The organism is Streptomyces pallidus (ex Mingjun et al. 2026) (assembly GCF_051550185.1).
Lineage (GTDB): Bacteria > Actinomycetota > Actinomycetes > Streptomycetales > Streptomycetaceae > Streptomyces.
Genome location: NZ_CP196181.1, coordinates 3,264,394 through 3,282,834, shown reverse-complemented (window position 1 = coordinate 3,282,834; position 18,441 = coordinate 3,264,394). Strand labels below are relative to the sequence as shown.

The following is an 18,441-nucleotide window of genomic DNA, read 5'->3' as shown; positions in this document are numbered from 1 at the left end:
TGTCAGGATCCGCTGCTATGCAGCTAGTACGACAAAAGAAACAAAAGACGCTTCACGGTCGCCGGCGCACCGCCGGCTCGCGCGGCCGGGCCGGGGTCGTCCTTTCCGCCCTGCTCGTCGCCGCCCTGGGAACGGCCTGCGGCTCCGGGGACTCCGGTGGCACCCCCGACCCGACCGGGAGCGGCAAGGCCGGCGCGGCGCTGGGCGCCCGCGGTGAACAGCGGGGGCCCGCCGCCCGGCAGGCCCGGCTCGTCGCGGCGAAGAAGTGGAAGCTGGCCAAGCCGCCGCTGGAGGCGCCGCCGGCACCGAAGGGCAAGCCCGAGCTCACCACCCGGGAAGGCTTCGAGGTGGACGGCCACGAAAACCTCCCGCCCGTCTTCACCACGATCCCGACGAAGGACAAGGTCGTCTTCCTGACGTTCGACGACGGCGCGGAGAAGGACCCCGAGTTCCTGAAGATGATGCAGGAGTTGAGGATCCCGTACACGGCGTTCCTCAGCGACTACCTCGTCCGCGACGACTACTCCTACTTCAAGGAGATGCAGGCGGCCGGCGTCACCCTGAACAACCACTCCGTCAACCACCGCTACCTGCCCGCGCTGTCGTACGAGAAGCAGCGCGAGGAGATCTGCGGTCAGCAGGACACGATGCAGAGGATGTTCGGCAAGCGGCCGACGGCCTTCCGCCCGCCGTACGGGAACTACAACGAGGACACCCTGCGCGCGGCCAAGTCCTGTGGCATCAAAGCGGTTCCGCTGTGGAACGCGGAGGCGTTCCCGAAGCGGATGGACTACCGTGAACGGGACCGCGACCTGCATCCCGGAGACATCATCCTCACGCATTTCCGGGGTCGCGAGGACTGGGAGGGCAGCATGCCCGACCTGGTCCGCAACGTCATGAAGACCGTCACGGACAAGGGGTACGCCGTGGCCCGCCTGGAGGACTACTTGTGAGGTACGCGCGCCGGCTGGTGGCCGGGACGCTGGCGGCCGGCGCGCTCGCGCTGTCCCTGACGGGGTGCGGGAACAGCGTCGACCCCATCGAGCGGCTCGGCCGCAAGGCCACCCACGAGCAGCCGAGCCCCTCGGCCTCGTCCGGGGCGGACGCCCGGGGCACCGCGTCGCCCTCGGCCGCCGGCGACGGCGACGCCTACCGGAAGTGGGGGCTGACCGCCCCGGTGCAGTACGCGCCGAAGCCGGCGCAGAAGCCGTCCCTGCCGCCGGCCGCTCCGGGCAGGGCACAGGTCGTGGACCGAATACCCGTGCCGGCCACGGAGAAGGTCGTCTTCCTGACCTTCGACGACGGCGCCGAGAAGGACCCCGAGTTCCTGAAGATGGCGGCCGACCTGAAGCTGCCGATCGGCATGTACCTGACCGACAACGTCGCGTCCTCGGACTACGGGCACTTCGAGAAGCTCCGGGACAACGGCTCCGGCAGCACCATCAACAACCACACCCTGACCCACCCGAACCTCCGGACCCTGCCTTTCGCGGCGCAGAAGAAGGAGATATGCGGTCAGCAGGAACGCCTGGAGAAGCGCTTCGGGACCAAGCCCACCCGCTTCCGCCCGCCGTTCGGCAACTACAACGACGACACGCTCAAGGCGGCCGCCGAATGCGGCATCTCGCAGGTGGTCCTGTGGCGGGCGTCGATGCAGATCAACAACTTCCAGTACGCCGAGGGCTCCGGCCTCAGGCCCGGCGACATCATCCTGGCCCACTTCCGCGGCCCCTCCGAGCTCAAGGGCGCGACGGAGGTCCAGATGACCACCCGCATGCTCCAGAGCATCCAGCAACAGGGCTTCCGCATAGGCCGCCTGGAGGACTACCTCTAGTGCTGTGACCGCAACCTGTGACCGCACGGGACCGCGGAACACGACCCGTTCGGGTGAAGGACGGGAGGCGCGGGGTACGGGGCCGGTTCGCCGCGGGAGGAATGGACGCACACCCCCGCCGAACCGGGAGGCGAAGCGATGCCGATCGACACCGTCGAGCGTTTCCTGAACGCCCTGAGCCCCGAACACCGGGAGAAGGTCCGAGAGCTGCCGCCCGCCCGGCAGCAGGAGCTGGCCGACGCCTGGGAGCAGGAGTTGGCGAAGGACCACGACCTCGACACCCTGTCCGAGCTGTCGCCCCCCGCGGCCGAGGCCGAGGCGGCCAGACGGGTGATGGAGTCCGCGGACGGCGGCTGAGACGCCCGGCGTCCGCGGCCGGCCGGCGCGCCGCAGTGGCGCCCCCGCGTCCGTCGCCCCCGGAGCAGCGCCCCGCGGCCCCCTCAGCCCCGCCCGGCCGCCACCACCGCCGTGATCACGGTCTCCACCGGGCCGCGGCGGTCCGCCAGGCGCTGGCGCTCCGCGCTGTCACTGATCCGCAGCAGCAGCGCGATCATGATCCAGTTGGCCAGGAGGGACGAGCCGCCCTTCGCCAGGAACGGCAGCGCCTTGCCGGTCAGCGGGATCAGCCCGGTCACGCCGCCCGCCACCACGAACACCTGGAGCGCCAGCGCGGCCGACAGGCCGACCGCCAGCAGCTTCCCGAACGGGTCGCGGGCGCCCAGCGCCATCCGCAGCCCCCGCTGCACGAGGAGCCCGTACAGGAGCAGCACCGCCATCACCCCGGCCAGGCCCAGCTCCTCGCCCACCGTCGTCAGGATGAAGTCGCTGCGCCCGGCGAACTTGATCAGCTCGGGATGTCCGAGGCCGAGCCCCGTGCCCGAGACGCCGCCGGTGCCGAAGCTGAACAGGGCCTGCGCCGACTGGTCCGAGGTGACCCCCGGCGGCCGCTCCTGCCAGTAGTACGACAGCGGGTTCAGCCAGGCGGCCACGCGCGCCTTCACGTGCGGCTCGGTCGAGCCGACGACGAACGCGCCGGCCGCGGCCATGACCAGCCCGCACACGATCCAACTCGTGCGCTCGGTGGCGACGTACAGCATCACCACGAAGACGCCGAAGAAGATCAGCGAGGTGCCCAGGTCCCGTTCGAAGACCAGCACCAGCATCGACAGGACCCACACGGTGGCGATGGGGGCGAGCTGGCGCATCGGCGGCAGCCTCAGGCCGAGGAACCGCCGGCCGGTCAGGGCGAGCGAGTCGCGGTGGACCACCAGGTAGCCGGCGAAGAAGACCGCGATCATGATCTTCACGAACTCGCCCGGCTGCGCGGAGAAGCCGCCGATGACGATCCAGCGCTTCGCCCCGTACGTGTCCGCGGGCGAGAACGCCGGCGCGATGAGCAGCACCAGCGCCGCGGCCATCGTGAGGTAGATGAACCGCTGGAGCAGCCGGTGGTCCCGCAGCAGCGCCACCACCAGCAGGCAGGCCGCCACCCCGATCACCGTCCACACCAGCTGGCCGGGGGCGTTGGCCTCGGCGCCGTACCGCTCGATGTACGACTGGTCGAGCCGGTGCAGCAGCACCAGCCCGAGCCCGGTCAGCAGCATCGCCAGCGGCAGGATCAGCGGATCGGCGTACGCGGCGAACCGGCGTACGCCCAGGTGGGCCACCAGGGCCAGCAGTCCCATGCTGATCGCGAAGCCCGAGAGGTCGACCGGCAGCTCGCCGTTCAGCCCCAGGCCGGCGCTCGCGTGCCCGAGGACGGTGATGCCGACGACGAAGACGAGCAGCAGCGCCTCGGTGCGGCGGCGGGCTCCGGCCGCCGTCGGCGGCCTCAGCCCCCGCACGTCGGTCCGATCTGGCCGTCAATGGGGCGCTTTATCTTCATATCGTCTAAGACGACGACGATCTTCCCGGGGTTCCTTCCGGTTCGCCCGGGTGGCGGGTCGGAGCGGGGAAGCGCTGGTGGGGAGCCGTCGGGATCCGGCCGACCGGGCCTCCGAGGTGGCCGGATGTGCGAACCCGGGGGACCGTATTGGCACTCCGCTTGACCGAGTGCTAATCGCCGGAATAGTCTCGCACCTGGCACTCGCCCCAGGGGAGTGCCAACACAGCGACGGGCAGGTCCGGCACCCGCGACGACGGATCCACCTGGTCGCCACCTCAGACAGTTAACCCCGTGAGATCTCCGAAGGGGGAGGTCGGATCGTGACGACCACCAGCTCCAAGGTTGCCATCAAGCCGCTTGAAGACCGCATCGTGGTCCAGCCGCTCGACGCCGAGCAGACCACGGCCTCCGGCCTGGTCATCCCGGACACCGCGAAGGAGAAGCCCCAGGAGGGCGTCGTCCTCGCCGTGGGCCCGGGCCGCTTCGAGGACGGCCAGCGTCTCCCGCTGGACGTCAACGTCGGCGACATCGTGCTGTACAGCAAGTACGGCGGCACCGAGGTGAAGTACAGCGGCGAGGAGTACCTCGTCCTCTCGGCTCGCGACGTGCTCGCGATCATCGAGAAGTAATTCACTTCTCCCAGCACTGCTTTGATCTGCGCCCCTGGTCACCCCGCTGATTGCCGGGCGGCGAGGGGCGCCGGTCGTTGAACCCCGAGTTTTCCGAGAGGGCTGAACCGCTCCCATGGCGAAGATCCTGAAGTTCGACGAGGACGCCCGTCGCGCCCTCGAGCGCGGCGTCAACAAGCTTGCCGACACGGTCAAGGTGACGATCGGCCCCAAGGGCCGCAACGTCGTCATCGACAAGAAGTTCGGCGCCCCCACCATCACCAACGACGGTGTCACCATCGCCCGCGAGGTCGAGCTGGACGACCCGTACGAGAACCTCGGCGCGCAGCTGGTGAAGGAGGTGGCGACCAAGACCAACGACATCGCGGGTGACGGCACCACCACCGCCACCGTGCTGGCCCAGGCGCTGGTCCGCGAGGGTCTGCGCAACGTCGCCGCGGGTGCCTCCCCGGCCGCCCTGAAGAAGGGCATCGACGCCGCGGTCAAGGCCGTGTCCGCCGAGCTCCTCGACACCGCCCGTCCGATCGAGGACAAGTCCGACATCGCCGCCGTGGCCGCGCTGTCCGCGCAGGACCAGCAGGTCGGCGAGCTCATCGCCGAGGCGATGGACAAGGTGGGCAAGGACGGTGTCATCACCGTCGAGGAGTCCAACGCCTTCGGCCTGGAGCTGGAGTTCACCGAGGGCATGGCCTTCGACAAGGGCTACCTGTCGCCGTACTTCGTCACGGACCAGGAGCGCATGGAGGCCGTCCTCGAGGACCCCTTCATCCTGATCCACCAGGGCAAGATCTCCGCGATCCAGGACCTGCTGCCGCTGCTGGAGAAGGTCATCCAGTCGGGTGGCTCCAAGCCGCTGCTGATCATCGCCGAGGACGTCGAGGGCGAGGCCCTCTCCACCCTCGTCGTCAACAAGATCCGCGGCACCTTCAACGCGGTCGCCGTCAAGGCGCCCGGCTTCGGTGACCGCCGCAAGGCGATGCTGCAGGACATGGCCACCCTCACCGGTGCCACCGTCATCGCCGAGGAGGTCGGCCTCAAGCTCGACCAGGCCGGCCTGGACGTCCTGGGCACCGCGCGCCGCGTGACCATCACCAAGGACGACACCACGATCGTCGACGGTGCCGGCACCGCCGAGGACGTGCTCGGCCGCGTCAACCAGATCAAGGGCGAGATCGAGGCGACCGACTCGGACTGGGACCGCGAGAAGCTGCAGGAGCGCCTGGCGAAGCTCGCCGGCGGCGTCTGCGTCATCAAGGTCGGCGCCGCCACCGAGGTGGAGCTGAAGGAGAAGAAGCACCGTCTGGAGGACGCCATCTCCGCGACCCGCGCCGCGGTCGAGGAGGGCATCGTCTCCGGTGGTGGCTCCGCGCTGGTCCACGCCGTCAAGGTCCTGGAGGACAACCTCGGGCTGACCGGCGACGAGGGCACGGGTGTCGCGGTCGTCCGCCGCGCCGCCGTCGAGCCGCTGCGCTGGATCGCCGAGAACGCCGGCCTCGAGGGCTACGTCATCACCTCCAAGGTGGGCGAGCTGGAGAAGGGCAACGGCTTCAACGCCGCCACCGGCGAGTACGGCGACCTGGTCAAGGCCGGCGTCATCGACCCGGTCAAGGTCACCCGCTCCGCCCTGGAGAACGCCGCCTCCATCGCCTCCCTGCTGCTCACGACCGAGACCCTGGTCGTCGAGAAGAAGGAAGAGGAAGAGGCCAACGGTCACGGGCACGGCCACGGTCACGGCCACAGCCACTGACCCGTCGGTCCTGACCGCGCCGGGCGCTGACCCGGCGCGGTACCGACCACGCCGAAAGGCCCCGGGCCCCGCCGCTGTCCAGTGGTGGGGCCGGGGCCTTCGCCGTGTGCGCCCCGCCCGGTGGGGCTGCTACATCGCGCCGAGCTCCCGCATCAGGCGCATGGCGTCGTAGTGCCACCAGCCTTCCTTGATCATTCCGTCCTCGCACCGGAAGACCGTGGTGCCGGTCATCGTGCAGGTCTTGCCGGTCGGGGCGATGCCCATGAACTCGCCCTTGTGCTTGCCGGTCCAGGTCCACAGCGTGGTGACGTAGTCGTCCTGGGCCACCTGCGCGTCACGGGTGAAGGAGAAGTCGAAGGCGGCCCGCCACATCTGGCAGTCCTCGCGGATGCCCTCGCGCCCCATCTTGTCGACGGGGTTGCTGATGTCGTGGTCGCGGTAGTCGGCCGCGAAGATCTCCTCGATGGCGTCCAGGTCCCCCCGCGTCGCGACGTCGTCGAGCATCCGGTTCGCGAGCAGGGTGTTGAGGTGCTCGTCGCGGACCACGTCGAGGTTGGTGAACCGCGGCATCCCGTCGCAGAGAGCCACCATCTCCTGGAACATCTTGTCCGTCTCCGGGAGGTGAGAGTTCTTCATGGCGTCTTCGTACGACGGGAATTCGACCACGTCGACATAGTGCGTCTCGGATTCGCGGTCCCTGCCGAGGACGCTGTGCGTCACGGTGCGCTTGCCGTTGGTCTGCTCCAGGTAGCGGTCGAGCAGATCGTTGACGGCCTCGGGCCTGCTGGTCTCGTAATCGACAATTTGTACGAATGTCATGGCGTCTCCCGGGCTGGAAGGGATACGTCCAGTTTAGGGAGATTTCATCCGTTCGGCCGGTTTGTCGATGCGGGCCGCCGCCCGTCGCCTTGGGCTACCGGGGCCCGTACTTGCGGCCCGTACGCGAGGACAACCCGCCCAGCAGCCCGCGCGGCGTCAGCTTCACCACGCCCATCAGCGCCTTGTACCGCGGGTCCGGGACCGAGACCGTCTTGCCGCGCGCCAGGTCGTCGAGGGCCGCCGCCACCAGCTTGTCGGCGTCCAACCACATCCAGTTGGGGATGTTGTCCGTGCCCATGCCGGCCCGCTGGTGGAACTCCGTCCGCACGAAGCCGGGGCACAGCGCCATCAGCCGCACGCCCGACCCGGCCAGGTCCCGCGCCGCGCCCTGGGTGAACTGCACGACCCAGGCCTTGCTGGCGCCGTACGTGCCCCGCGGCACGAAGGCCGCCACCGAGGCCACGTTGATGACGCCGCCGCGGCCGCGCGAGCGCATCGACGCGGTGGCCGCCGAGGTCAGCCGCAGCACCGCCTCGACGTGCACCTTCAGCATGGTCAGCTCGTCGGCCATGGAGACCTCGAGGTAGCGGCCCTTGTTGCCGAACCCGGCGTTGTTGACCAGCAGGTCCACCGGGTGCGTCCGGTCGTCGAGGCGCCGCTCGACCGCGGCGATGCCCGCCTCGGTCGACAGGTCCGCCGTCAGCACCTCGGCCTCGATGCCGTGCCGGTCGTGCAGTTCCGTGGCCTGCTCGGCGAGGCGCGCGGTGTCGCGGGCGACCAGCACGAGGTTGTGGCCCTGGGCGGCGAGCTTGCGGGCGAAGGCGGCGCCGATGCCCGCCGTGGATCCAGTGATCAGCGCAGTCGTCATGTGCGCAACCTAGCCGCCCCGGACGACAGTCCGGAGCGGGCCCGCCCTGGCGGTACCACTTCGTCCGCTTTCCCCCCTGCGGGGGTCGCGGGCTCATCGGCGGCCCGTCGCCGGCCGACTACTTCCCGTACTTCTCCAGGTGGGCGCGGACCTCCTCGTGGGCCTTCGGCTCCATCGCCGCGCCGGCCGCCAGGGTCCGCGGGAGCAGCGCCCGTTCGAGGGTGAAGGCCCGGAACCAGAGCCCCACCGTCACGTCGTGGTCCGGGCGGCTGACCACCTCCACCGCGTCCCCGGCCGAGACCTCCCCCTCCTGCAGCACGCGCAGGTACGCGCCCGGCCGTACGGCCTGCGTGTACCGCTTGACCCAGCCCGGCTCACCGAGCGCCCCCTGGAAGGTGGCGCACGGGATGCGCGCCGAGGCCACCTCCAGGACGAGGTCGGCGCCGATCCGCCAGCGTTCGCCGAGGAGCGCGCCGGTCACGTCGATGCCGGAGGTGGTGAGGTTCTCCCCGAAGATCCCGCCGGGCAGTTCGCGCCCCAGCTCGTCCTCCCACCAGTCCAGGTCCTCGCGCGCGTAGGCGTACACCGCCTGGTGCTCGCCGCCGTGGTGGCGCAGGTCGCAGACGGCGTCACCCTCCATCCCGCTCGCGCCGACCCCCTTGGGGCCGGGGGCGAAGACCCGGACCGGGCCGGGGGCCGGCCGCTTGCCGATCCCGGTCACCCCGCCCTCGGCGGTGGTGTAGTCGACGGCCGTCGCCCGGCCGAGGTTCACGGAGATCACATGCTTGGGCACCATGGGCACACGCTAGCCGAGGACCCTCAAAGGGGCACGGGAGTATGTGCGCCGCCATCAAAGCCGGGCTTATGCTCGAAGAATGATCGAGGCACGCCATCTCCGGGTCCTGCGCGCCGTGGCCGACACCGGCTCCTTCTCCGCCGCCGCCCGCGAACTCGGCTGCACCCAGCCCGCCGTCTCCCAGCAGATGAAGGCGCTGGAGCAGTCGGCCGGCACCCCGCTGCTGATCCGCGCCGGTCGCGAGATGCGGCTCACCCAGGCCGGCGCCGCCCTGGTCCGGCACGCCGCCGGGATCCTGGCCGGGCTGACCGCCGCCGAGGAGGAGGTCGCGGCCATCGCCGGGCTGCGCGCCGGCCGGGTCCGGCTCGTGTCCTTCCCCAGCGGCAGCTCCACCCTGGTCCCGACGGCGCTCGCCGCGATGCGGGCCGCACACCCGGGCACGCGGATCTCGCTGGTCGAGGCCGAGCCGCCGCGTTCGGTGGAGATGCTGCGCGACGGCGACTGCGACGTGGCGCTGGCCTTCCGCTACGTCGGGACCGCGGCCTCCGCCGAGTGGGACGACCTCGTCGTGCGGCCCCTGCTGACGGACCGCCTCGTCGGGTTGGTGCCCGAGGGGCACCGGCTGGCCGGTGCCGAGAGGCTAGGCATGGCCGAGCTGGCGGACGAGCCCTGGATCGCGGGCTGCCCGCGCTGCCGCCGCCATCTGGTCGAGGTGTGCGAGGGCGTCGGCTTCACCCCGCGCATCGACTTCGCCACCGACGACTACCCGGCCGTGGCGGGCCTCGTCGGCGCCGGGCTGGGCGTCGCCGTACTGCCGGAGCTCGCGCTGGAGTCCGTACGGGCCAAGGGCGTGAGCACGCTGACCGTGGAGCCGGCCGTGGAGCGGGAGGTCGTGGCGCTGACGCTGCCCGACCTGGCCCGCGTACCGGCCGTGGCGGAGACCCTGGCCGAGCTGGAGCGGGCCGCCGCGCGCTGAGCGGCGCACGGCGGCCCCGCCCGTGGCTCACCACCGGGTGAGGAAACGTTTCTGCGTGCTGTTCTTCTGCGTGCTGTTGTGCGACATCCGGCGGTGCGCACTGGCTGCGCGACGCCTGGTCGTGCGACACCTGTCCTGCGGCATCCGGTCCTGAGGCGCCCGCCCCTGCGGCGGCGTCCGGGCGGCCGTCAGTCCGGAGGGGTTCGCCCGACGGTGCTCGACGCGGGGATCAGTCGATGGCGGGCCCGGCCCATCAGTTCCTCGCGCTCGTCCTCGGTGAGGCCGCCCCACACCCCGTAGGGCTCGCGGACGGCGAGTGCGTGCGCGGCGCATTCCGAACGCACCGGGCATCGCATGCAGACCTCTTTAGCGGAGGCCTCGCGCGCGCTCCTGGCCGCGCCCCGCTCGCCCTCCGGGTGGAAGAAGAGGGAGCTGTCGACTCCGCGGCAGGCGGCCAGCAGCTGCCAGTCCCAGAGGTCGGCGTTCGGTCCGGGGAGGCGGGAGAAATCTGCCATGGGTAGTCCTCTTGGTGCCGGTACTGAGACGAATACGGTCCAAGTCTCCACACCTACCACACCTACTGTCGTAGTAGATGTAAATATGACTCATTGGGAATCTAGCGTCAGACACTGCCTGAACGGAAGGAAAGCCGCCAAATAGGGCATAGCTCCAGATGGAGGACAGTTGGCGAGTGGCGCCGATGGTGTGATCGCGCCCTCACGTAGAGTGCCGAAGGTGTCCGTCCGACCCGTAACTCTTTCGAGTGACCATCGTTGAGAGAGCGAAGGCGGTTGAACCAAAGCGTTCCCGGACAGGTGTCCGAGAGCATCGACCGCACAGGTGACGATACGTACCAGCCTGGAGGCTCAAGGTGACGCGCATCAGCAGCTCCGGAGGGCGGTCATGACTTCCGTCCTCGTCTGCGACGACTCCCCGCTTGCCCGAGAGGCGCTCCGTCGCGCGGTTGCCACCGTGCCCGGCGTCGAGCGCGTGACGACGGCTGCCAACGGCGAGGAAGTCCTCCGCCGCTGGGGTGCCGACCGCTCCGACCTGATTCTCATGGACGTACGGATGCCCGGGCTCGGCGGTGTGGAGACGGTGCGCCGGCTGCTCTCCGCCGATCCGGGCGCCCGCATCATCATGCTGACGGTCGCCGAGGACCTCGACGGCGTGGCCCTCGCGGTCGCCGCCGGCGCCCGCGGCTACCTGCACAAGGACGCCTCGCGCGCCGAACTGCGGGCCACCGTCACCCAGGCGCTCGCCGACCCGACCTGGCGGCTGGCCCCGCGCCGGCTCCGCTCGGCCGAGATGGGCGCCGCGCCCACCCTCACCGCGCGCGAGATCCAGGTGCTGGAGGGGATGAGCCACGGCCGGTCCAACGCGGAGATCGGGCGCGAGCTCTTCCTCTCCGAGGACACGGTCAAGACGCACGCCCGCCGGCTGTTCAAGAAGCTGGGCGCCTCGGACCGGGCCCACGCCGTGGCGCTCGGCTTCCGCTGGGGTCTGGTCCGCTGACCGAGGCCCCTTGAGAGCAGTCCCGTCCGCCGCAGGCGGGCGGGGCGGCGCGCCGACCCGCCCGGCGTGCCCGCCCGGGGTTCCGGGGTGCTCCCGAGGTTTCCGGCCCCCCCCGCTCCCGGCCGTACCCGTGCGTAGCCGGGGATTGGCGGGGCACAATCCGGGGGACGTGTCGCTTCGTGCGCGATGCCGCATGCTTGAGTGTGTGGCGCATTTCTGGGATGGGGCCTCGGGGAGTTTTCGGGCGAGCGGGAGGGGAGCGTGCAAGTGAAGAGCTCAGGCGCACCCGCTCATAACGCTTCGATGCACAACACGGACCGTGGTGCCGCGAACGCTCCGGCGCCAAGGCACCATGGATTGATGCGCGACGACGAGGCCACCGGCTCCGCTGCGGCCACGGGCCCCACCGGAGCCGCCAAGGGCAACAGCGCCGAGGCCGTCAGCGCGCTCGTGCGCCGGGCCGTGGAAGGCGACGAGCAGGCCACCCATGACCTGCTCGCCTTCGTGCACCCACTGGCCATCCGCTACTGCCGCACCCGGCTCTCCCGGCTCCCGGGGGACGCCCGCCACTTCGTGGAGGACCTGGCCCAGGAGGTCTGCGTCGCCGTCCTGATGGCGCTGCCGCGCTACCGGGACACCGGCCGCCCCTTCGAGGCCTTCGTCTTCGCCATCGCCGCGCACAAGGTCGCCGACCTGCAGCGGGCCGCCATGCGCCACCCGGGCAGCACCGCCGTCCCCTCCGACGAGATGCCCGAGCGGCCGGACGACTCCCTCGGGCCCGAGGAGCGGGCGCTGCTCAGCAGCGACGCCGCCTGGGCCCGGAAACTGCTGGCCAACCTGCCCGAGACGCAGCGCGAGCTGCTCGTGCTGCGGGTCGCGGTCGGGCTGACCGCCGAGGAGACCGGCCAGATGCTCGGGATGTCCCCGGGCGCGGTGCGGGTCGCGCAGCACCGGGCGCTCAGCCGGCTGCGCGCGCTCGCCGAGCAGTAGGGGCGGGGCCTGCGGCTCCGCCATGGCCTGCCGAGGCCCGGCGATCAATAGGAGGAAGCGACGAAACTTGGCCGTGACCCCGCTCGTGGAATGAGACGCGTCGCGATCCCGTTAGCATGGACATCCGCGCTGAGCAAGACCATTTGGGAAGGTGTCATGACTGTCAACGCCGACGGAGTGCCCGACAAATTCGCCATGCTCGGGCTGACCTACGACGACGTCCTGCTGCTGCCGGGCTCGTCCGACATGGCGCCGGACGAGATCGACACCTCCTCGCTCATCTCGCGCAACGTCCGCGTCAACATCCCGCTGCTGTCCGCCGCCATGGACAAGGTCACCGAGTCGCGCATGGCGATCGCGATGGCCCGCCAGGGCGGCGTCGGCGTGCTGCACCGCAACCTGTCGATCGCCGACCAGGCCAACCAGGTCGACCTGGTCAAGCGCTCCGAGTCGGGCATGGTCAGCGACCCGATCACGGTGCACCCGGACGCGACGCTGCGCGAGGCCGACGAGCTGTGCGCGAAGTTCCGCATCTCCGGCGTGCCGGTCACCGACGCCGCCGGCAAGCTGCTCGGCATCGTCACCAACCGCGACATGGCCTTCGAGTCGGACCGCAGCCGCCAGGTGCGGGAGGTCATGACCCCGATGCCGCTGGTGACGGGCAAGGTCGGCATCTCCGGGGTGGACGCCATGGAGCTGCTGCGCCGCCACAAGATCGAGAAGCTTCCGCTGGTCGACGAGGCGGGCGTCCTCAAGGGCCTCATCACGGTCAAGGACTTCGTCAAGGCCGAGAAGTACCCGAACGCCGCCAAGGACAAGGACGGCCGCCTCCTGGTCGGCGCCGCCGTCGGCGTCGCCGGCGACGCCTTCGAGCGCGCCCAGGCCCTCGTCGAGGCCGGCGTCGACTTCATCGTCGTCGACACGGCGCACGGCCACTCCCGGCTGGTCGGCGACATGGTCGCCAAGATCAAGTCGAACTGCGGCGTCGACGTCATCGGCGGCAACGTCGCCACCCGCGACGGCGCCCAGGCCCTGGTCGACGCCGGCGCGGACGGAATCAAGGTCGGCGTGGGCCCCGGCTCCATCTGCACCACCCGCGTCGTCGCCGGCATCGGCGTCCCGCAGGTCACCGCCATCTACGAGGCCGCGCTGGCCGCCAAGGCCGCGGGCGTCCCGGTCATCGGCGACGGCGGCCTGCAGTACTCCGGCGACATCGCCAAGGCCCTCGTCGCGGGCGCCGACACGGTGATGCTCGGCTCGCTGCTCGCGGGCTGCGAGGAGTCCCCCGGCGAGCTGCTCTTCATCAACGGCAAGCAGTTCAAGTCGTACCGCGGCATGGGCTCGCTCGGCGCGATGCAGTCCCGCGGCGACCGCAAGTCCTTCTCCAAGGACCGCTACTTCCAGGAGGGCGTGGGCGGCGACGACAAGCTCATCCCCGAGGGCATCGAGGGCCAGGTGCCCTACCGCGGCCCGCTCGCCGCGGTCGTGCACCAGCTCGTCGGCGGCCTGCGCCAGTCGATGTTCTACGTCGGCGGCCGCACGGTCCCGGAGCTCCAGGACCGCGGCCGGTTCGTCCGGATCACCTCGGCGGGCCTGAAGGAGAGCCACCCGCACGACATCCAGATGACGGTCGAGGCGCCGAACTACTCCCGCAAGGGCTGAGCGGTGACGGCGCAGGGGCGGGTCCGGTCCACGGGCCCGCCCCTGCGCCGTGCCCGCCCCTGACCGGGGGCCGCCCCGGCGCCGGGGCCGTCCGTACAGCGGAAGCCGGAACGCGAGTCCCCGGCCTTCGGGGATACTGGACGGGCAGACCCAGAGGGAAAGGCCACCACACGTGACTGAGATCGAGATCGGGCGCGGCAAGCGCGGCCGCAGGGCGTACGCGTTCGACGACATCGCCATCGTCCCGAGCCGGCGTACGCGGGACCCGAAGGAGGTCTCCATCGCCTGGCAGATCGACGCGTACCGCTTCGAGCTCCCGTTCCTGGCCGCCCCCATGGACTCGGTGGTCTCCCCGCAGACCGCCATCCGCATCGGTGAGCTCGGCGGTCTCGGCGTCCTGAACCTCGAAGGCCTGTGGACCCGCCACGAGGACCCGCAGCCGCTGCTCGACGAGATCGCCGAGCTCGACGAGGAGTCCGCCACCCGCCGCCTCCAGGAGATCTACTCCGCGCCGATCCAGGCCGACCTGATCGGGCAGCGCATCAAGGAGGTCCGCGACTCCGGCGTGGTCACCGCCGCCGCGCTCTCCCCGCAGCGCACCGTCCAGTTCTCCAAGGCCGTCGTCGACGCGGGCGTGGACATCTTCGTGATCCGCGGCACCACCGTCTCCGCGGAGCACGTCTCGGGCGCCGCCGAGCCGCTGAACCTCAAGCAGTTCATCTACGAGCTCGACGTCCCGGTCATCGTCGGCGGCTGCGCCACGTACACCGCGGCCCTGCACCTGATGCGCACCGGCGCGGCCGGCGTCCTGGTCGGCTTCGGCGGTGGCGCCGCGCACACCACCCGCAACGTGCTGGGCATCCAGGTCCCGATGGCGACCGCCGTCGCGGACGTGGCCGCCGCCCGCCGCGACTACATGGACGAGTCCGGCGGCCGCTACGTGCACGTCATCGCCGACGGCGGCGTGGGCTGGTCCGGCGACCTGCCCAAGGCCATCGCCTGCGGCGCCGACGCCGTGATGATGGGCTCCCCGCTGGCCCGTGCCACCGACGCGCCCGGCAAGGGCCACCACTGGGGCATGGAGGCCGTCCACGAGGACGTGCCGCGCGGCAAGAAGGTCCACCTGGGCACCGTCGGCACCACCGAGGAGATCCTCACCGGCCCGTCGCACACCCCGGACGGCTCGATGAACCTCTTCGGCGCGCTGCGCCGCTCGATGGCCACCACCGGCTACAGCGAGCTCAAGGAGTTCCAGCGGGTCGAGGTCACCGTCGCGGACTCCCAGCACCGCCGCTGACCCGCTCCACGACCACGTGCCAGGAGGGGCCGGCACCCGAGCGATCGGGTGCCGGCCCCTCCTGCACGGGGGGTACTTCGGCGGTGGTCAGAGCCGGTGCGCCGCGCCCGCAGGGCTGGCCCCGCGGGTGTCCAGGAGCAGCTGCGCCTTCACCGCCAGGCCCTGGAGGTCGTACGTGCGGTGGTGCTGGAGCAGGACCGTCAGGTCGGCGGTGGCGGCGGCCTCGTACAGGGACTCGGCGCGCGGGACCGGCTGGTCCCGCACCCGCCAGCCGGCCACGTACGGGTCGTGGTAGCTGATCAGGGCCCCGAGGTCGAGCAGGCGGCTGGCGATCTCACGGGCCGGGGAGCCCTCCTGGTCGGCGAGGTCGGGCTTGTAGGTGACCCCGAGCAGCAGGACGCGGGCGCCGCGGGCTGACTTGCCGTGCTCGTTCAGCAGGGCGGCGCAGCGCTGGATGACGTACTGCGGCATCCGGCTGTTGATCTCCTGGGCCAGGCCGACCATCCGCAGGGGGTGGCCCGGGGTGCGGGTGGTGTGCGGGAGGTAGTTGGGGTCGAGGGCGACGCTGTGGCCGCCGACGCCCGGGCCGGGGCGGAACGCCTGGAACCCGTACGGCTTGGTCTCGGCGCAGCGGATGACGTCCCACAGGTCGACGCCGAGGTCGTGGCAGAGCACCGCCATCTCGTTCATGAGCGCGATGTTCACGTGCCGGTAGTTCGTCTCCAGCAGCTGGACGGTCTCGGCCTCGCGCAGGCCGCGGGCGCGGACCACCTTCTCGGCGATGCGGGCGTAGAAGGCGTGCGCGGACTCGGTGCAGGCGGGGGTGAGGCCGCCGATCACCTTGGGGGTGTTGGCGATGGTGTGCGTCCGGTTGCCCGGGTCGTGCCGACTGGGGGAGTAGGCCAGGTGGAAGTCCCGGCCGGCGCGCAGCCCGGAGCCGTCCTCCAGGATCGGGCGCAGGTAGTCCTCGGTGACACCCGGATGGGCGGCGGACTCCAGGATGACGGTGGTGCGCGGGCGCAGCCGGGCGGCGAGGGCCCGGCCGGCCTCGCCGACGGCGCCGAGGTCGAGCGCGCGGTCGGCGCCGAGCTGGGTGGGGGCGCAGATGACGGCGGTGCGGACGCGGCCGAGGTCGGCGGCGTTGGCGGTGACCCGGAAGCCGGCGGCCGACATGCGGCGGACCTCGGCGGCGGTCAGGGTGGAGTCCGTGGCCGGTCCGACGGCGTAGCCGACCGTCTCGATCCCGGCGGCGACGGCCGCCTGGGCCAGTGGGAGGCCGAGGTGGCCGAGTCCGATGACGGCGAGGTCTGCGGGCATGGGGTGGTGCCGTCCCTTCCCTGGCATGCATGAGGGGGCTGGGTGCGCAACTCCTGTGGACCGCCAGGGCCGCATCAGCTGGCACGATGTCAGACTAGGCGTATATATGACCGATCTGTCGCATTACGGGGTGGTGGTCGCCGTTGTGTTGTCCACGGGCGGTGGCTGATGCGGGTACGGCGGGTCAGAATCGAGACGGGGGACGCGAGCGGGACCACCCGCACCGAGTGGGTACGCCCGCACCGACGGGAGGCAGCCGTGAGGACAGCGACACTGGGGCCGGCGCAGCGCGCGGAGGCCCTCGCCCGGATGGCCGAACGGGAGCTGGACGTCCTGGTGGTGGGCGCGGGCGTGGTCGGCGCGGGCACCGCGCTCGACGCCGCGACCAGGGGCCTGTCCACCGGGCTCGTCGAGGCCAGGGACTGGGCGTCGGGCACGTCCAGCCGGTCCAGCAAGCTCATCCACGGCGGCCTGCGCTACCTGGAGATGCTCGACTTCGCCCTCGTCCGGGAGGCGCTGAAGGAGCGCGGCCTGCTGCTGGAGCGGCTCGCCCCGCACCTGGTGAAGCCGGTGCCGTTCCTGTACCCGCTCCTGCACAAGGGGTGGGAGCGCATCTACGCCGGCTCGGGCGTCGCGCTGTACGACGCGATGTCGGTGTCCAGCGGGCACGGCAGGGGGCTGCCGGTGCACCGGCACCTGTCGCGCGGCCGCGCCCTGCGCGTGGCCCCGGCGCTGCGCAAGGACGCGCTCGTGGGCGCCCTGCAGTACTACGACGCCCAGACGGACGACGCGCGCTACGTCACCACGCTCGTTCGCACGGCCGCCGTGTACGGGGCGCACTGCGCCAACCGGGCGAGGGTGGTCGACTTCCTGCGCGAGGGCGAACGGGTGGTCGGGGCGCGCGTGCAGGACGTGGAGGGGGGCGGGGAGTACGAGGTCCGGGCCCGCCAGGTGGTGAACGCGACCGGGGTGTGGACGGACGACACGCAGGCCCTGATCGGGGAGCGCGGGCAGTTCCACGTGCGGGCGTCGAAGGGCATCCACCTGGTCGTCCCGAAGGACCGCATCCATTCGAGCAGCGGGCTGATCCTGCGGACCGAGAAGTCGGTGCTGTTCGTCATCCCGTGGGGCCGGCACTGGATCGTGGGCACCACCGACACCGACTGGGACCTGGACAAGGCGCACCCGGCGGCGTCCAGCGCCGACATCGACTACCTGCTGGAGCGGGTGAACTCGGTGCTGGCCGTGCCGCTGACCCGCGACGACGTCCAGGGGGTGTACGCGGGCCTGCGGCCGCTGCTGGCCGGGGAGTCGGACGCCACGAGCAAGCTGTCGCGCGAGCACACGGTCGCCCATCCGGTACCGGGCCTGGTGGTCGTCGCGGGCGGCAAGTACACGACGTACCGGGTCATGGCGAAGGACGCGGTGGACGAGGCCGTGCACGGGCTGGACCAGCGGGTCGCGGAGTGCGTGACCGAGGACGTGCCGCTGGTGGGGGCGGAGGGGTACCGGGCGCTGTGGAACGGCCGGGCCCGGATCGCCGCCCGGACGGGCCTTCACGTGGCGCGCGTGGAACACCTGTTGAACCGGTACGGCTCGATGACCGACGAGCTGCTGGACCTGATCGCCGAGGACCCCTCGCTGGGGGCCCCGGTGGGCGGGGCGGACGACTACCTCCGGGCGGAAGTGGTCTACGCGGCGTCACACGAAGGAGCGCGACACCTCGACGACGTGATGACGCGGCGGACGCGGATCTCGATCGAGACCTTCGACCGGGGGACGCGGTCGGCGCGGGAATGCGCGGAATTGGTGGCTCCGGTGCTGGGATGGGACCGGCAGCAGATCGAGAAGGAAGTGGCGCACTACGAGAAGAGAGTGCAGGCCGAACGGGAATCGCAGCGCCAGCCGGACGACCAGACGGCCGACGCGGCGCGACTGGGGGCGCCCGACATCGTTCCGTTGTAACTCCGGGATACGCCAGTGGGGAACCGCGGACCCGGGGCTCCCGTCCGTTGCGGAGTGAGGAACAATAAGGGTTCTGCCGGGGCGGGTTATCGCGCGGGTTCTCCCGGGGCGGGCCACCGGGCATCCGGGCGGATGCCGGGG

At 71.3% G+C, this 18,441-nt stretch carries 17 protein-coding genes; 11 read left to right on the top strand and 6 right to left on the bottom strand.

Going from position 1 to position 18,441, the window contains the following annotated elements; translation table 11 throughout:
- The first annotated feature begins 17 nt into the window (after positions 1 to 17).
- The 3 genes from ACSHWO_RS14070 (at position 18) to ACSHWO_RS14060 (ending at position 2,191) form a co-directional block, all read left to right on the top strand.
- Complete coding sequence (locus ACSHWO_RS14070; RefSeq protein WP_438312183.1) at positions 18 to 953, top strand: polysaccharide deacetylase family protein; 936 nt, start codon at positions 18 to 20, stop codon at positions 951 to 953.
- Entirely contained in the window at positions 950 to 1,834 is an 885-nt protein-coding gene (locus ACSHWO_RS14065; protein ID WP_438312181.1) for a polysaccharide deacetylase family protein, read from the top strand. Before ACSHWO_RS14070 ends, ACSHWO_RS14065 begins: the two co-directional genes overlap by 4 nt.
- A 138-nt stretch (positions 1,835 to 1,972) precedes the next feature.
- Positions 1,973 to 2,191 (top strand): hypothetical protein, encoded by a 219-nt coding sequence (locus tag ACSHWO_RS14060; protein ID WP_361090589.1) that lies wholly within the window; start codon positions 1,973 to 1,975, stop codon positions 2,189 to 2,191.
- An 83-nt stretch (positions 2,192 to 2,274) separates the two neighbouring features.
- On the opposite strand, the gene ACSHWO_RS14055 is transcribed toward ACSHWO_RS14060, so the two are convergent.
- Positions 2,275 to 3,678, bottom strand: a complete 1,404-nt coding sequence (locus tag ACSHWO_RS14055) for an FtsW/RodA/SpoVE family cell cycle protein (RefSeq protein ID WP_385832835.1) — start codon at positions 3,676 to 3,678, stop codon at positions 2,275 to 2,277.
- 361 nt (positions 3,679 to 4,039) lie between these two features.
- On the opposite strand from ACSHWO_RS14055, the gene groES reads away from it, so the two are divergent.
- Together groES and groL are read left to right on the top strand one after the other, a co-directional pair.
- Positions 4,040 to 4,348: a co-chaperone GroES gene (gene groES / locus ACSHWO_RS14050; RefSeq protein WP_361090583.1), complete on the top strand. Its 309-nt coding sequence runs from the start codon at positions 4,040 to 4,042 to the stop codon at positions 4,346 to 4,348.
- A gap of 115 nt (positions 4,349 to 4,463) precedes the next feature.
- Positions 4,464 to 6,095 (top strand): chaperonin GroEL, encoded by a 1,632-nt coding sequence (gene groL, locus ACSHWO_RS14045; RefSeq protein ID WP_361090580.1) that lies wholly within the window; start codon positions 4,464 to 4,466, stop codon positions 6,093 to 6,095.
- 129 nt (positions 6,096 to 6,224) lie between these two features.
- Here groL and ACSHWO_RS14040 read toward each other — a convergent pair whose 3' ends face one another.
- From ACSHWO_RS14040 to ACSHWO_RS14030, 3 genes are all read right to left on the bottom strand, one after another.
- Positions 6,225 to 6,914: an ester cyclase gene (locus ACSHWO_RS14040; RefSeq protein WP_361090577.1), complete on the bottom strand. Its 690-nt coding sequence runs from the start codon at positions 6,912 to 6,914 to the stop codon at positions 6,225 to 6,227.
- A 94-nt stretch (positions 6,915 to 7,008) separates the two neighbouring features.
- On the bottom strand, positions 7,009 to 7,782 hold the full coding sequence (locus tag ACSHWO_RS14035) for an SDR family NAD(P)-dependent oxidoreductase (protein ID WP_404238403.1): 774 nt from the start codon (positions 7,780 to 7,782) through the stop codon (positions 7,009 to 7,011).
- 118 nt (positions 7,783 to 7,900) lie between these two features.
- Complete coding sequence (locus tag ACSHWO_RS14030) at positions 7,901 to 8,578, bottom strand: MOSC domain-containing protein (RefSeq protein WP_438312176.1); 678 nt, start codon at positions 8,576 to 8,578, stop codon at positions 7,901 to 7,903.
- Between the two features lie 79 nt (positions 8,579 to 8,657).
- Between ACSHWO_RS14030 and ACSHWO_RS14025 the strand changes: the two genes are divergently transcribed.
- Complete coding sequence (locus ACSHWO_RS14025; RefSeq protein ID WP_438312174.1) at positions 8,658 to 9,554, top strand: LysR family transcriptional regulator; 897 nt, start codon at positions 8,658 to 8,660, stop codon at positions 9,552 to 9,554.
- Positions 9,555 to 9,742: 188 nt separating this feature from the next.
- On the opposite strand, the gene ACSHWO_RS14020 is transcribed toward ACSHWO_RS14025, so the two are convergent.
- Entirely contained in the window at positions 9,743 to 10,069 is a 327-nt protein-coding gene (locus tag ACSHWO_RS14020) for a WhiB family transcriptional regulator (protein ID WP_360635818.1), read from the bottom strand.
- Between the two features lie 388 nt (positions 10,070 to 10,457).
- Between ACSHWO_RS14020 and ACSHWO_RS14015 the strand changes: the two genes are divergently transcribed.
- From ACSHWO_RS14015 to ACSHWO_RS14000, 4 genes are all read left to right on the top strand, one after another.
- Positions 10,458 to 11,069 (top strand): response regulator transcription factor, encoded by a 612-nt coding sequence (locus ACSHWO_RS14015; protein ID WP_003948568.1) that lies wholly within the window; start codon positions 10,458 to 10,460, stop codon positions 11,067 to 11,069.
- Between the two features lie 360 nt (positions 11,070 to 11,429).
- Positions 11,430 to 12,059 (top strand): sigma-70 family RNA polymerase sigma factor, encoded by a 630-nt coding sequence (locus ACSHWO_RS14010; RefSeq protein WP_361090564.1) that lies wholly within the window; start codon positions 11,430 to 11,432, stop codon positions 12,057 to 12,059.
- A gap of 156 nt (positions 12,060 to 12,215) precedes the next feature.
- Positions 12,216 to 13,721, top strand: a complete 1,506-nt coding sequence (guaB, locus tag ACSHWO_RS14005) for an IMP dehydrogenase (protein WP_361090561.1) — start codon at positions 12,216 to 12,218, stop codon at positions 13,719 to 13,721.
- A gap of 172 nt (positions 13,722 to 13,893) precedes the next feature.
- Complete coding sequence (locus tag ACSHWO_RS14000; protein WP_438312170.1) at positions 13,894 to 15,018, top strand: GuaB3 family IMP dehydrogenase-related protein; 1,125 nt, start codon at positions 13,894 to 13,896, stop codon at positions 15,016 to 15,018.
- Between the two features lie 87 nt (positions 15,019 to 15,105).
- On the opposite strand, the gene ACSHWO_RS13995 is transcribed toward ACSHWO_RS14000, so the two are convergent.
- The gene (locus ACSHWO_RS13995; protein ID WP_361090555.1) at positions 15,106 to 16,335 is read right to left on the bottom strand and encodes a nucleotide sugar dehydrogenase; all 1,230 of its coding nucleotides are present in this window, start codon (positions 16,333 to 16,335) and stop codon (positions 15,106 to 15,108) included.
- A gap of 258 nt (positions 16,336 to 16,593) precedes the next feature.
- Between ACSHWO_RS13995 and ACSHWO_RS13990 the strand changes: the two genes are divergently transcribed.
- Positions 16,594 to 18,300 (top strand): glycerol-3-phosphate dehydrogenase/oxidase, encoded by a 1,707-nt coding sequence (locus ACSHWO_RS13990; protein ID WP_438312168.1) that lies wholly within the window; start codon positions 16,594 to 16,596, stop codon positions 18,298 to 18,300.
- Positions 18,301 to 18,441 lie beyond the last annotated feature (141 nt).